The following is a 14,255-nucleotide window of genomic DNA, read 5'->3' on the forward strand; positions in this document are numbered from 1 at the left end:
GTCGCGCCGCGAGCCGGCCCCGCCGCGCGAGCGGCGCCCGCGCAGCCGCAACCGGATGTACATCCCGGGGCTCGGCTGCCTCAAGGGCTGCCTGATGGTGCTGCTGGTGCTGGCGGTCGCCGCCGTGGCGCTGTGGAACTTCACGCCGCTGCCGCACTACTGGGACAACGTCCAGGGCTGGTACCACACGGCCTACGACTGGGTGACCAACGTCTTCGACAGCGCGAGGAACTGACGCCCCGCCGGGTCCGGCCGCCCCCCGGCGGCCGCCCGGACGGCGGGATTGACGCTTTGTCGACAATTTCGAAGATTTCTCGCCCGCGAGTGCCGCCCCGGGGCCCTCAGGCGGCCCGCGAGGGGGGTCGGGGCGCGTAGGTTGGTCGGTGTTGTCCCGCCCCACCGAGCGCACCGGACCTTCCGGCGCGCTCCCGCGCCGCCCACGGAGCAGCATTGGCACGCAAGATCGGCAGCCGGTACACCGTCCACCAGGTGATCGGCCGGGGTTCGGCCGGGACGGTCTGGCTCGGCGAGGGGCCGGACGGCCCGGTGGCGGTCAAGCTGCTGCGCGAGGACCTGGCCGCCGACCAGGTGCTGGTCGGCCGCTTCGTTCAGGAGCGCGCCGCGCTGACCAGCCTCGACCACCCCCGGGTGGTCGGCGTGCGCGACATGGTCGTGGACGGCAGCGACCTCGCCCTCGTCATGGAGCTCGTCCAGGGCACCGACCTGCGCTCCCGGCTCGAACGCGACGGTGCCCTGCCCCCGCAGACCGCCGCCTCGGTCATCGCCGACGTCGCCGACGGCCTGGCCGCCGCGCACGCGGCCGGCATCGTCCACCGCGACGTCAAACCCGAGAACGTCCTGCTCGACCTCGCCGCCGCCCCCGGCCCCGGCGGAGCCCCGCGCGCCAAGCTCACCGACTTCGGCGTGGCCCGCCTGGTGGACGCCCCGCGCCGCACGCGGGCCACCCGGATCATCGGCACCCCCGACTACCTCGCCCCCGAGATCATCGAGGGCCTGGAGCCGCGCGCCGCCGTCGACATCTACGCCCTCGCCACCGTGCTCTACGAGCTGCTGGCCGGCTTCACCCCCTTCGGCGGCGGCCACACCGGCGCCGTGCTGCGCCGCCACGTCACCGAGCAGGTGCCGCCGATCCCCGGCCTGCCGGACGGGCTGTGGCGGATCATCTCCGAGTGCCTGGCCAAGGCCCCCGCCTCCCGGCTGCGCGCCGCCGAGCTGGCCGCCCGGCTGCGCGAGCAGCTGCCCGCGCTGGCCGGCCTGCCGGTGCTCGCCGTCCCCTCGCAGGGCCGCGCCCCGGCGGAGGAGGCGATCACCCCCGGCGAGGCCGTCTACGCCGAGGTGGACGCCGCCCCCGGCGCTCACAAGCGCCGCCGCGGCCCGGCCGTCCCGCTGGTGCCCGGCGTCGCCCCGGACTCCACCCGGGACACCCACACCAGCCTGCGCCGCCCGTCCGCGGACGAGCTGGCCGCCTACGCCGCCGAGTCCCGCGCCCAGCGCACCGCCCCCGGCGCGGGCCACCGCCGCGACCGCCAGGCCCTGCTGCGCCGCCGCCGGCTGCTCGCCGTCGTGCTGGCCACCGTCCTGCTGCTGGCGGGCGCCGCCGCGGCCTGGACGGCCTTCGCGGCCACCGCCCCGGACCGCGGCCACCCGGCCCGTCCGGCCGTCCACAGCACCGCCCCGCGGGCCCCCTAGAACCGCTCCAGGGCGGCCGGGGGACCCCGGTGTCGTCATGACCACCCCCGGAACCATTACGCTGGGGGCGTGGCAGCCGTCGATCCTTCCGAAGAGCTCAAGAACCTCGAATCGACCATGGGGTCGATCGAGGCCGTCCTCGACCTGGACAAGATCCGGGCCGACATCGCGGTCCTGGAGGAGGAGGCAGCCGCCCCCACCCTGTGGGACGACGTCGCGAACGCGCAGAAGGTGACCAGCCGGCTCTCCTTCCTCCAGGGCGAGCTGCGCCGGGTCGAGGGCCTGCGCAGCCGCATCGACGACCTGGGCGTGCTGTTCGAGCTGGCCGAGGCCGAGGACGACGCGGACACCCGCACCGAGGCCGAGACCGAGCTCAAGTCGCTCCAGAAGGCTGTCGAGGAGCTGGAGGTCCGCACCCTCCTGTCCGGCGAGTACGACGCCCGTGAGGCGCTGATCAACATCCGCGCCGAGGCCGGTGGCGTCGACGCCGCCGACTTCGCCGAGCAGCTCATGCGCATGTACCTGCGCTGGGCCGAGCGGCACGGGTACCCGACCGAGGTGTACGACACCTCGTACGCCGAAGAGGCCGGCATCAAGTCCGCGACCTTCACCGTCAAGGCGCCGTACGCCTACGGCACGCTCTCGGTCGAGCAGGGCACGCACCGCCTGGTCCGCATCTCGCCGTTCGACAACCAGGGCCGTCGCCAGACCTCCTTCGCCGGCGTCGAGGTGCTCCCGGTCGTCGAGCAGTCCGACCACGTCGACATCGACGAGTCCGAGCTGCGCATCGACGTCTACCGCGCCTCCGGCCCCGGCGGCCAGGGCGTCAACACCACCGACTCGGCGGTGCGCATCACGCACATCCCGACCGGTGTCGTGGTCTCCTGCCAGAACGAGCGCTCGCAGATCCAGAACAAGGCCTCCGCGATGAACGTCCTCCAGGCGAAGCTGCTGGAGCGGCGCCGCCAGGAGGAGCGCGCGGCGATGGACGCCCTCAAGGACAGCGGCAGCTCCTGGGGCAACCAGATGCGCTCCTACGTCCTGCACCCGTACCAGATGGTCAAGGACGTCCGGACGGCGTTCGAGGCCGGCAACCCGCAGGCCGTCCTGGACGGCGACATCGACGGCTTCATCGAGGCCGGGATCCGCTGGCGCAAGCAGCGGGAGACCGCGAACGAGGCGTGAGGAGCTCGGCCTCGATGAAAATCAAGCACAGCATCGAGGCCGGTATCCGCTGGCGCAAGCAGCGCGAGACCAGCGCCGAGTAATCGGGCGACGACGCAGGAGGGCCCCCGACCGGGATCGGTCGGGGGCCCTTCGCGTTCGGTACGTCCCGTCGTGCCTCAGGCCAGCGCCTGCCGGGCGATCAGCGCCACCGCGAGCAGTCCGGCCAGCAGGGCCAGCAGCACCGCGGGGGAGAGCGCGGCGAACGGACCCTGCTGCTCCTGCAGCCGGGCCCGGTTGGCGCGGCAGACCGGGCAACGGCCCTCGCTCACGCGTCCGTTGCAGTTGGCGCACACCAGATGGTCGCAGGTCATGCGATCTCCTCCTCGCTGCTAGAACCAACGCACCGGACGGGGCTTTGGTTCCTTCGCGTGCCCTGTGCGGGGGAGCGGCCGGGCACGGTCGCTCACTCCACTCTGCCAGGTTCCGACCGTTCCGGCTCCCGGGCTGTGAGATGCCTCGCAATTTTCGGGGCATAAGGGGACATTGTCCCCCAGTCTCCGGTAACCGTCCGCTCCGGGCCCTGCGGGCCGACGGTGGATTCGCGTATGGTCCCAAGCCGGGAGCGGCCCTTTCCGTTCCCTTCGCCCGCCCCCGGACCGGGCCCACAGGGGTGGACCGACCGAGGACTGGCGCCGCCTAGGATGGCCTCCGTGATGCAGCCGTGATCAGATTCGACAACGTCTCCAAGACCTATCCCAAGCAGAACCGTCCCGCCCTGGACAACGTCTCGCTGGAGATCGAGAAGGGTGAGTTCGTCTTCCTGGTCGGCTCGTCCGGCTCGGGGAAGTCCACCTTCCTGCGCCTGTGCCTGCGCGAGGAGCGCCCCTCCACGGGTGAGGTGCACGTCCTCGGCAAGGACCTGGGCAAGCTGTCCAACTGGAAGGTGCCGCACATGCGCCGCCAGCTGGGCACCGTCTTCCAGGACTTCCGCCTGCTGCCCAACAAGACCGTCGCGCAGAACGTCGCCTTCGCCCTCGAAGTGATCGGCAAGCCCAAGAGCGCCATCAACAAGGTGGTGCCCGAGGTGCTGGAGCTGGTCGGCCTCGGCGGCAAGGAGGACCGCATGCCCGGCGAGCTCTCCGGCGGTGAGCAGCAGCGCGTCGCGATCGCCCGCGCGTTCGTGAACCGGCCGATGCTGCTGATCGCGGACGAGCCCACCGGCAACCTCGACCCGCAGAACTCGGTCGGCATCATGAAGCTGCTCGACCGCATCAACCGCACCGGCACCACGGTGCTGATGGCGACCCACGACCAGGCCATCGTCGACCAGATGCGCAAGCGCGTCATCGAGCTCGACAAGGGCCTGCTGGTCCGCGACCAGGCCCGCGGCGTCTACGGATACCAGCACTGACCCACCCCCGCTGAACCGTAGGGCCGCCGGCCCGAGCCGTCCGACCCAGCAGTACCGACCCTGGAGTTGTTACACGCATGCGCGCCCAGTTCGTCCTGTCGGAGATCGGTGTGGGTCTCCGCCGCAACCTGACCATGACCATCGCGGTCGTCGTCAGCGTCGCGCTCTCCCTCGCCCTCGCCGGTTCCTCGCTCCTGGTCCGCGACCAGGTGAACTCCATGAAGGGGTACTGGTACGACAAGGTCGAGGTGAGCATCTACTTCTGCACCAAGTCCGACGCCCGGAACTCCCCGCAGTGCGGGCAGGGCGCGGCCACCGACCAGCAGGTGCAGGACGTCAAGGCCCAGCTGGACAAGATGGACTCGGTGGTCCAGTCGTCGACCTTCGAGAGCTCCGCGGAGGCGTACAAGCACTGGAAGGAGATGAACCCGGACAACCCGCTCATCTCCGTCCTCGGTCCGGACGCCATGCCGCAGTCCTGGCGGGTGAAGCTCAACGACCCGACGAAGTACGACGTCATCCAGAGCGCCTTCGCCGGGAAGCCCGGCGTCAAGTCGGTGGAGGACCAGCGGAAGATCCTGGAGAACCTCTTCGGCCTGCTGAACGGTCTGCAGACGGCGGCCTTCGTGATCATGGTGCTGATGCTGTTCGTCGCGCTGCTGCTGATCGTCAACACCGTCCGGGTGTCGGCGTACAGCAGGCGGCGTGAGACCGGCATCATGCGCCTGGTCGGCGCCTCCAACTTCTACGTGCAGATGCCGTTCATCGCCGAGGCCGCGTTCTCCGCGCTGCTCGGGGCCGTGATGGCCTCCGGACTGCTGCTCGGCGGGCACTTCTTCGTCCAGAACTGGCTGGCCGACCGGGTGCAGTTCATCCACTTCATCGGGCTGAGCTCGGTGCTGGCGGTGATCCCGCTGCTGGTCGTGGTCGGCATGGCGATGGCCGGAGTCGCGGCGTTCTTCACGCTGCGCAAGTACCTCAAGGTCTGATCCTCCGGGCCCCGGGCGGCCCCGGACGGCACTGCGCCGTCCGGGGCCGCCGTCGTTCCGCGCTCGGCCGTTCCGGCCCGCGGCGCCGCGCGCGGTGTCTACACTCCGATGCCATGCTGGAAACTCCGCGCAGGGCACGTCAGGTGGCCACCCTCAGCCTGGTGTTCGGCGCCGTGCTGCTGGCCGGGGCCGCCACCGGCGCCTGGGGGGACCCGAGCGAAGCGCCGCGCCGCCCGTCCGCGGACGCCGTCCGGCCCGCGTCCGTCGTCCCCGGTGTCACCGCGGACCCGGCCGGCACCGCGCTCTCGGAGCAGCAGGCCGAGCACCTGCTCGGCGCCAGCGGCGACCGCTGGGGGGCGTACTACAGCGCGCAGGAGTACGCGGAGTTCAGCCAGGGCCTGGACGGCCGCTACCTCGGGGTGGGGCTGTCGGTGGGCCGCGGCGAGGACGGCGTCACCGAGGTGTCCCAGGTGGCCCCGGGCGGTCCGGCCGCCGTGGCCGGGATCGCCCCCGGGGACCGGCTGCTGAGGATCGACGCCGACCAGGCCGACCGGCTGCCGGTCACCGAGGTCGTCGCCCGGCTGCGCGGCCGCGACGGCGAGCGCAGGGCCGGCTCCGAGGTCACCGTCGACGTCCGGCGCGGTGACGGCGAGGTGCGCGAACTGCGCTTGCGCCGGGCCCTGCTGGACAGCCAGCAGGTCACCGCGGAGCACCTGGACAAGGGCGTGCTGCGGATCGTCGTGCGGGCCTTCACCACCGGCGTGGCCGACCAGGTGCGCGCCGCGCTGCGCGCCCCGCACGCCGGCGTGGTGCTCGATCTGCGCGGAAACTCCGGCGGGTTGGTCGACGAGGCCGTCGCCACCGCCGGGGCCTTCCTGGACGGCGGCGCGGTCGGCTCGTACCAGGAGCGCGGCGACACCAGGGAGTTGACCGCCCCGACCGGCGGTGACCAGCGCACCCCGCTCGTGGTGCTCGTGGACGGCGGCACGATGAGCGCCGCCGAACTGCTCGCCGGCGCGCTCCAGGACCGCAGCCGCGCGGTCGTGGTGGGCTCGCGGACCTTCGGCAAGGGCACCGTCCAGCAGCCGAGCCGGCTCGCCGACGGCGCCGTGCTGGAGATGACCGTCGGCCGCTACCACACCCCGGCCGGCCGCTCCCTCGACGGCACCGGCCTCACCCCCGACGTCCCCGCGTCCGGCTCCGAGGACGCCGACGCCCTGGCCCTGCGCGTCCTGGCCGGGCTCGGCACCCGCGCCTAAAGGGGCTGCCCCGCCGGGCCCGAAGTGCGAGAATGACGGCGCTATGGCAAAGGAAACCGGACACAAGCTGATCGCGCAGAACAAGAAGGCGCGACACGAGTACTCGATCCTCGACACCTACGAGTGCGGCCTCGTGCTCACCGGGACCGAGGTGAAGTCACTGCGCGAGGGGAGGGCCAACCTGGTCGACGGCTACGCCTACATCCAGAACCACGAGGCCTGGATCGACAACGTCTTCATCCCCGAGTACACCCAGGGGACGTGGACCAACCACGCCGCGCGCCGCAAGCGCAAGCTGCTGCTGCACAGGATGGAGATCCACAAGATCGAGACCAAGGTGCGCGACGCGGGCCACACCCTCATCCCGCTCTCGCTGTACTTCAAGGACGGCCGGGTGAAGCTCGAACTGGCGCTCGCGGTCGGCAAGAAGCTGTACGACAAGCGCCAGACGCTGCGCGAGAAGCAGGACACCCGCGAGACGGCACGCGCCGTGGCGGCCGCCCGACGGCGCCAGGGTTAATCCGCTGGACCCTCGCCCGTCGCCTCGCGTACTATGGCGCCAGCAACACGGACGGTCACCGTCCGAGCTGTTTCTCAAAAAAACATGGGGATGATCGGTTTCGACAGGGGATGTTGAAACAGGGGAAGCGAGCCGAGGAACGCGGCAATGATCTCGTTAACCACGTGTCGCAAAAAAATAATCGCCAACTCTAAGCGCGATTCCCAGCAGTTCGCTCTCGCTGCCTAATAAGCACCGATAGCGCTTGGGTGTCAGACCGGGGAGTTCCCGACCCGGACCCTGGCATAATCTAGGGAACTCAACCGTCCGCCCGGGCTGCGAGGGTGGATGGGAAATCAAACAGCAGCTGGGCCTGTTGGCGGCTCGTCCGTGTGACCGCCAGGGCCGAGAAAAGCACAGCGGACTGCGCTCGGAGAAGCCCTGAATTAACTCCACTGGACCCGGGTTCGATTCCCGGCATCTCCACCACCCCATGTTCACAAGTGAAGGCCGTCCCCCGCAATGCGGGGGACGGCCTTCACGTTTCCCCCGACCGAGGCGTAGGATCATCCGTCCGCTCGTTTTCCGGAGCCGGATTCCGTCGCAACCACCGAGGCCATGCAGAGCAACACGGACACCACCCCCGCCACCGACCACGAGACCGTGCGCGAGCGCGAGATCGCCGGTGAGCAGCAGCACCTCGACACCGTCTACCACCGGCTCGAGGAGAAGCTCGCCGAGGCCGAGTACATCCTGGAGGACGCCGCCAAGCGGGTCCAGGTCGGCACACCCGGCGCGCTCGCCGAGCGCGACGCCCAGGTCTACCGGGCCGGTGCGCACCTCCAGCGGCTCAACAACGAGTTCGAGGACTTCCTGTTCGGCCGGATCGACCTCCAGCGGGCCGACGCCCCGGAGGAGCACGGCATCCCCTCCGACACGCCGCTCGACCCGGCCGACCCCGCGGTGGCCGAGACCCTGCACATCGGCCGGCTCGGCGTCCTGGACGCCGAGTACGGCCCGCTGGTGATCGACTGGCGGGCGCCCGCCGCCGCGCCGTTCTACCGCGCCACCCCGGTCGAGCCGGGCCGGGTGATCCGCCGCCGGGTGATCCGCTCCAAGGGCCGCAAGGTGATCGGCGTCGAGGACGACCTGCTGCGCCCCGACCTCACCCCCACCCTGGGCGGCGAGGAGCTGGCGGTCGTCGGCGACGGCGCGCTGATGGCCTCGCTCGGCCGCGCCCGCAGCCACTCGATGCGCGACATCGTCTCGTCCATCCAGAAGGAGCAGGACGAGGTCATCCGCGCCGCCGCCGGCGGTGCCACGCTCGTCACCGGCGGCCCGGGCACCGGCAAGACCGCCGTCGCCCTGCACCGTGCCGCGTACCTGCTCTACCAGGACCGCCGCCGCTACGCCGGGGGCATCCTGGTCGTCTCGCCGACCCCGCTGCTGGTCTCCTACACCGAGGGCGTGCTGCCCTCGCTCGGCGAGGAGGGCCAGGTCGCGATCCGCGCGGTCGGCTCGCTGGTGGACGGCATCGAGGCGGGCACCTACGACAGCCCCGAGGCCGCCCGGGTCAAGGGCTCGGGCCGCATGGTGCAGCTGCTGCGCCGGGCCGCCCGCGCGGCGCTGGAGCTGGGCGCGCCGCAGGAGCTCAAGGTGGTCGCCCGCGGCGAGGTGCTGAAGCTCGACGCCGGCCGGCTGAAGGCCGTCCGCGGCAACGTGGTGGGCTCGGGCGGCACGCCGCTGAACCTGCTGCGCCCGCGCGCCCGCCGGCTGCTGCTGGACGCCCTGTGGCAGGAGGCCACCCGGCACCTGCCGAAGCCCACCGACCACTACGCCCGCGAGCAGCGCCAGGAGGAGAAGGAGTCCTTCGACGAGTACGTCTCGGACGAGGCGTCGTTCCTGGACTTCCTGGACGCCTGGTGGCCGGCGCTGTCCCCGCGCAAGGTGCTCGGCACGCTCAAGCACGCGCGCCACACCAACCGGATCGCCCGCCGCGCCGTCACCCCGGACGAGGCGAGGCTGCTGGCGGGCTCCTGGCGGCACCTGTCGGCGGCCGGCGAGGGCGCGCTGTCGGCGCACGACGTCGCGCTGGTGGACGAGCTCCAGGTGCTGCTCGGCGAGCCGGCCCGGCGGAAGGTCCGCGAGGTGGACGCGGTGGACCTGCTGACCGGCCTGGAGGAGGTCACCACCTTCGCCGACCGCAGCGCCCGCCAGCGCGACCGCCAGCCGGTGGAGCGCACGGAGTACGCGCACGTGATCGTGGACGAGGCGCAGGACCTCACCCCGATGCAGTGGCGGTTGATCGGCCGCCGGGCCCGGATGGCGACCTGGACGATCGTCGGGGACCCGGCCCAGTCCTCCTGGCCGTTCCCGCAGGAGGCGCAGGCCGCGCTGGACGAGGTGCTCGCGGGCAAGCAGCGCCGCCGGTTCACGCTGACCGTCAACTACCGCAACCCGGCCGAGATCGCCGAGGTGGCGGCCAAGGTGCTGGCGCTCGCCGCGCCGGGCACGCCGTCGCCGCGCGCGGTGCGCCACGTCGGGGTGGAGCCGCGCTTCGCGGCCGTCACCGACCCGTCGCCGGAGGCCTTCGGCGCGGCGGCCAAGGCCGAGCTGGAGCGCCTGCTGTCCGAGGTGGACGGCACCGTCGCGATCGTGGTGCCGATGGACCGCCGGGCCGAGGCGGCCGGCTGGGCCGAGGGCCTGGGCGAGCGCGTGGTGGCGCTGGGCAGCCTGGAGGCGAAGGGCCTGGAGTACGACGCGACCGTGGTGGCCGACCCGACCGGGATCGCCGGCGAGTCCGAGGCGGGCCTGCGGGTGCTCTACGTGGCGCTCACCCGCGCGACCCAGCGGCTGACCGTGCTGTCCGGTCCGGACGACCTGCCGGACTCGGCCGGCGTGCCCGCGCTGCTGCACGGCTGACGCGCGGCTGACGGCGGGTCCGCGGCCACGAAGAAGGCCCCTCACCGGATGGTGAGGGGCCTTCAGACGTTTACGACACCGACCCGCCATGCTCGCCTCGCGGCAAGTGGTCCCTCTGAGGGACGAAGGTTGGGCCCGGGGGCTTGGATCGAGCCGGTGTCCCGTCCAATGTAACGCATCGGCCCGGAGAGGCAAGAAGTCGCGGGCCCTGTTGTCGCCCGCCCGCCGTCGGCCCGCCGCCCGTCCGGGGGCCCGCTTGTGGGGTCCGCACACTCAATGAACGTTATTTCTGGCTACGCCCTGGTAGGTGCGACGATCGAGGTCTAGCATGCGCAGGTGATGCCTTCAACAAAATGTTGAACCTGCCGATGGATGGAAGAAGGAAGCGTCGATGGCGACGGTGCCAAGTGTCTCCAACTCGATCACGGTGCGGCTCGAAGTCCCGGCCCAGAGCAACGCGGTCAGCGCGATCACCACGGCGGTCGAGTCCTCCGGCGGATCGGTCACCGGCCTCGACGTCACCGCCTCCGGCCTGGAGGCGCTGCGGATCGACGTGACGGTGGCCGCCTCCTCGGTGGCCCACGGCGAGGAGATCGTCGAGAAGCTGCGGGCGATCGACGGCGTGTCGATCGGCAAGGTGTCGGACCGCACGTTCCTGATGCACCTCGGCGGCAAGATCGAGATGTCGTCCAAGCTGCCGATCCGCAACCGTGACGACCTCTCCATGATCTACACCCCGGGCGTGGCCCGCGTGTGCATGGCGATCGCCGAGAACCCCGAGGACGCCCGCCGCCTCACCATCAAGCGCAACAGCGTCGCCGTCGTCACCGACGGCTCGGCGGTGCTGGGCCTGGGCAACATCGGCCCGGCGGCCGCGCTGCCGGTCATGGAGGGCAAGGCGGCCCTGTTCAAGCGCTTCGCCGGCATCGACGCCTGGCCGCTCTGCCTGGACACCCAGGACACCGACGAGATCGTGGCCATCGTCAAGGCGATCGCCCCGGGCTTCGCCGGCATCAACCTGGAGGACATCTCCGCGCCGCGCTGCTTCGAGATCGAGGCCCGGCTGCGCGAGGCCCTGGACATCCCGGTCTTCCACGACGACCAGCACGGCACGGCGATCGTGGTGCTCGCCGCCCTCACCAACGCGCTGAAGGTGGTCGGCAAGGACATCGCCGACATCCGCGTGGTGATGTCGGGCGCCGGCGCCGCCGGCACCGCGATCCTCAAGCTGCTGCTGGCCGCCGGCGTCGAGCACGCCACCGTCGCCGACGTGCGCGGCGTGGTCCACCAGGGCCGTGACGACCTCAACGACAGCCTGCGCTGGATCGCCGAGCACACCAACCGCTCGGGCCGCACCGGCAGCCTCAAGGAGGCCGTGGCGGGCGCGGACGTCTTCATCGGCGTGTCGGCCCCGAACGTCCTGGACGGCGACGACCTGGCCACCATGGCCGAGAACGCGATCGTCTTCGCGCTGGCCAACCCGGACCCGGAGGTCGACCCGGCGATCGCCCGTCAGACCGCCGCCGTGGTGGCCACCGGCCGCAGCGACTTCCCGAACCAGATCAACAACGTGCTGGTCTTCCCGGGCGTCTTCCGCGGCCTGCTGGACGCCCAGAGCCGCACCGTGAACACCGAGATGATGATCGCCGCCGCCCGGGCGCTGGCCACCACCGTCGGCGACGACGAGCTGAACGCGAACTACATCATCCCGAGCGTCTTCCACAAGGACGTCGCCAAGACGGTGGCCTCCGCGGTGCGCGAGGCGGCCCTGGCGGGGGCTCAGGGCGAGCCCGTTCCGGCCCGTCCCACCCCGGGCATCGTCGGCACCCTCGACACGGCTTCCTTCCCCACCGTCAAGCTCTGACGGGGGAGCCCGCGGCGGTGCCGCGGATCGGTCAAATGACCGAATAGCGCCCGTACTCGCCCAAGTCCGCCCCGAACCCTTGCGACACAAGGGCGAGGGGCGTGTTTGGGCTTGTCGTGCCTAGGGCGTACGGTAGCCCTGCACGGGGCAGGCGTGTCCGACAAGTACGGAACGTCCCCCTGGTCTTCCGGCGTGTCGTCCCGACCGCCGCCCGCTCCCGGTCCGCCGGAGCCGACGGAGCGTCACACCTCCGACGGGAGGGCGATGTTCGGGTGGCTCGGCCGGGGCCCGATTGGCTTTCTCGGGGCCGGTCGGGGCAGGATTCGTATCCAGGCAGGCGGGCGGGCCTTCGAAGGCTCCGGCGCGCGGCATCGGGTGCGGACCCGGCCTGCGACCACGCATTGCCTGCACGAGCACTGTGTGCGGACCTGCGGCCCATCCGGGTGCCCCCCGGTGGGAGCACCGATGGGCCCCCGCACACCGCAAGCGAACAGACCACAGGAGTACACATGAACCGCAGTGAGCTGGTGGCCGCGCTGTCCGAGCGCGCCGAGGTGACCCGCAAGGACGCCGACGCCGTTCTGGCCGCCTTCGCCGAGATCGTCGGCGAGGTCGTCGCCAAGGGCGACGAGAAGGTCACCATCCCCGGTTTCCTGACCTTCGAGCGCACCCACCGCGCTGCCCGCACCGCGCGCAACCCGCAGACCGGCGAGCCGATCCAGATCGCCGCGGGCTACAGCGCCAAGGTGAGCGCCGGCTCCAAGCTGAAGGAAGCCGCCAAGGGCGCTGCCTGAGCCACCCCTTGAACGCCCGAGAGGCGGGGCTCCCCGCGGGGAGCCCGGCCTCTCGCCGTCGGCGGACGCCGCCGGTCAGGCGTCGACCAGCTGCTCGCTGGGCAGCTCGACGTGGGCGCCGAGGTCGCGCAGCTTGTCCATGAAGTTCTCGTAGCCGCGGTTGATCAGGTCGATGCCGTGGACGGTCGAGGTGCCCTCGGCCGCGAGCGCCGCGATCAGGTACGAGAAGCCGCCGCGCAGGTCCGGGATGACCAGCTCCGCGCCCATGAGCTTGGACGGGCCGGAGACGACCGCGGAGTGCAGGAAGTTGCGGGCGCCGAAGCGGCACGGGGTGGCGCCGAGGCACTCGCGGTAGAGCTGGATGTGGGCGCCCATCTGGTTGAGCGCGCCGGTGAAGCCCAGGCGCGACTCGTACACCGTCTCGTGGACGATGGACAGGCCGGTGGCCTGGGTCAGCGCGACCACCAGGGGCTGCTGCCAGTCGGTCTGGAAGCCCGGGTGGACGTCCGTCTCCAGGGCGATCGCCTTGAGCTCGCCGCCCGGGTGCCAGAAGCGGATGCCCTCGTCGTCCACCTCGAAGGCGCCGCCGACCTTCCGGAAGGTGTTGAGGAAGGTCATCATCTCCAGCTGGCGGGCGCCGCGGACGTAGATGTCGCCCTTGGTGGCGAGCGCCGCGCAGGCCCAGGAGGCGGCCTCCAGGCGGTCCGGCAGGGCGCGGTGGGTGTAGCCGCCCAGCTCGTCCACACCGGTGATCAGGATGGTGCGGTCGGTGCCCAGGGTGATGATCGCGCCCATCTTCTGCAGCACGCAGATCAGGTCGACGATCTCCGGCTCGATGGCCGCGTTGCGCAGCTCGGTGACGCCCTCGGCGAGGACGGCGGTGAGCAGCACCTGCTCGGTCGCGCCGACCGACGGGTAGGGCAGCTCGATCTTGGTGCCGCGCAGCCGCTGCGGGGCGACCAGGTAGGTGCCCTGCGGGTGCTTCTCGATGGTGGCGCCGAACTGGCGCAGCACCTCGAAGTGGAAGTCGACCGGGCGGCCGCCGATGTCGCAGCCGCCGAGGCCGGGGATGAAGGCGTGGCCGAGGCGGTGCAGCAGCGGGCCGCAGAACAGGATCGGGATCCGCGAGGAGCCGGCGTGCGCGTCGATGTCGGCGACGTTCGCGCTCTCGACGTGCGACGGGTCGAGGATCAGCTCGCCGTCCTCGTCACCGGTGCGCACGGTCACGCCGTGCAGCTGGAGCAGGCCGCGGACCACCTTGACGTCGCGGATGTCCGGGACGTTGCGCAGTCTGCTGGGGCCCTGGCCGAGGAGGGCGGCGACCATGGCCTTGGGGACCAGGTTCTTCGCACCGCGGACGCGGATCTCGCCTTCGAGCGGGTTTCCGCCGTGGACCAGCAGGACGTCGTCGGTCATCGTTCTCGCAATCCGGGGTGCCAGAGAAATGGGGAAGGGCTCCTGCGAGCCGGTGGTGGAACGTTCGTACGGGCGCGTTCGGGCCCCCGGCGAAACCGAGTCGGCACCGTGTAAAGGCGTCCACCATCCGTAGATGGTAGTGGGCGTCCCGATGGTTCCCGTGAGCCTCTCCCGTGATGGTGCTCTCTTCCGGGGTTCCGGCGCCCGCCGATGCGCCCGTACGG

At 71.6% G+C, this 14,255-nt stretch carries 11 protein-coding genes, 1 other RNA gene and 1 pseudogene; 11 read left to right on the forward strand and 2 right to left on the reverse strand.

What is annotated here, in order from left to right:
- The 3 genes and pseudogenes from ACFXDE_RS05545 to prfB form a co-directional block, all read left to right on the forward strand.
- A pseudogene (locus ACFXDE_RS05545) lies at window positions 1–235 on the forward strand (serine/threonine protein kinase); the annotation flags it as partial.
- A 215-nt stretch (window positions 236–450) separates the two neighbouring features.
- Window positions 451–1,710 carry a serine/threonine-protein kinase gene (locus ACFXDE_RS05550; RefSeq protein ID WP_380435425.1) on the forward strand — a complete coding sequence of 420 codons (1,260 nt, stop codon included), beginning with the start codon at window positions 451–453 and terminating at the stop codon, window positions 1,708–1,710.
- A gap of 69 nt (window positions 1,711–1,779) precedes the next feature.
- A complete protein-coding gene (gene prfB, locus ACFXDE_RS05555; RefSeq protein WP_380435424.1) occupies window positions 1,780–2,895 on the forward strand; it encodes a peptide chain release factor 2 in 1,116 nt (371 codons plus the stop codon).
- A gap of 158 nt (window positions 2,896–3,053) precedes the next feature.
- Here the strand turns inward: prfB and ACFXDE_RS05560 are convergent, their stop codons facing one another.
- Window positions 3,054–3,248 (reverse strand): hypothetical protein, encoded by a 195-nt coding sequence (locus ACFXDE_RS05560; RefSeq protein WP_359960365.1) that lies wholly within the window; start codon window positions 3,246–3,248, stop codon window positions 3,054–3,056.
- Window positions 3,249–3,598: 350 nt separating this feature from the next.
- On the opposite strand from ACFXDE_RS05560, the gene ftsE reads away from it, so the two are divergent.
- The 8 genes from ftsE (at window position 3,599) to ACFXDE_RS05600 (ending at window position 12,615) form a co-directional block, all read left to right on the forward strand.
- Entirely contained in the window at window positions 3,599–4,288 is a 690-nt protein-coding gene (gene ftsE / locus ACFXDE_RS05565) for a cell division ATP-binding protein FtsE (protein WP_063349173.1), read from the forward strand.
- A 77-nt stretch (window positions 4,289–4,365) separates the two neighbouring features.
- Window positions 4,366–5,277 (forward strand): permease-like cell division protein FtsX, encoded by a 912-nt coding sequence (gene ftsX, locus ACFXDE_RS05570; protein ID WP_329929190.1) that lies wholly within the window; start codon window positions 4,366–4,368, stop codon window positions 5,275–5,277.
- A 113-nt stretch (window positions 5,278–5,390) separates the two neighbouring features.
- On the forward strand, window positions 5,391–6,536 hold the full coding sequence (locus ACFXDE_RS05575) for a S41 family peptidase (RefSeq protein ID WP_380491199.1): 1,146 nt from the start codon (window positions 5,391–5,393) through the stop codon (window positions 6,534–6,536).
- A gap of 43 nt (window positions 6,537–6,579) precedes the next feature.
- The gene (gene smpB, locus ACFXDE_RS05580; RefSeq protein WP_380435422.1) at window positions 6,580–7,056 is read left to right on the forward strand and encodes an SsrA-binding protein SmpB; all 477 of its coding nucleotides are present in this window, start codon (window positions 6,580–6,582) and stop codon (window positions 7,054–7,056) included.
- Window positions 7,057–7,142: 86 nt separating this feature from the next.
- Window positions 7,143–7,524, forward strand: a transfer-messenger RNA (tmRNA) gene (ssrA, locus tag ACFXDE_RS05585).
- Window positions 7,525–7,653: 129 nt separating this feature from the next.
- The gene (locus tag ACFXDE_RS05590) at window positions 7,654–9,957 is read left to right on the forward strand and encodes a HelD family protein (protein ID WP_380491202.1); all 2,304 of its coding nucleotides are present in this window, start codon (window positions 7,654–7,656) and stop codon (window positions 9,955–9,957) included.
- 391 nt (window positions 9,958–10,348) lie between these two features.
- Window positions 10,349–11,821: an NAD-dependent malic enzyme gene (locus ACFXDE_RS05595; protein WP_380491204.1), complete on the forward strand. Its 1,473-nt coding sequence runs from the start codon at window positions 10,349–10,351 to the stop codon at window positions 11,819–11,821.
- Window positions 11,822–12,330: 509 nt separating this feature from the next.
- A complete protein-coding gene (locus ACFXDE_RS05600) occupies window positions 12,331–12,615 on the forward strand; it encodes an HU family DNA-binding protein (protein WP_030242980.1) in 285 nt (94 codons plus the stop codon).
- 75 nt (window positions 12,616–12,690) lie between these two features.
- Here ACFXDE_RS05600 and murA read toward each other — a convergent pair whose 3' ends face one another.
- Window positions 12,691–14,031 carry a UDP-N-acetylglucosamine 1-carboxyvinyltransferase gene (gene murA, locus ACFXDE_RS05605; RefSeq protein WP_359960375.1) on the reverse strand — a complete coding sequence of 447 codons (1,341 nt, stop codon included), beginning with the start codon at window positions 14,029–14,031 and terminating at the stop codon, window positions 12,691–12,693.
- Window positions 14,032–14,255: the final 224 nt, after the last annotated feature.

The sequence above is a fragment of the Kitasatospora sp. NPDC059408 genome (genome assembly GCF_042751525.1).
Classification (GTDB): domain Bacteria; phylum Actinomycetota; class Actinomycetes; order Streptomycetales; family Streptomycetaceae; genus Kitasatospora.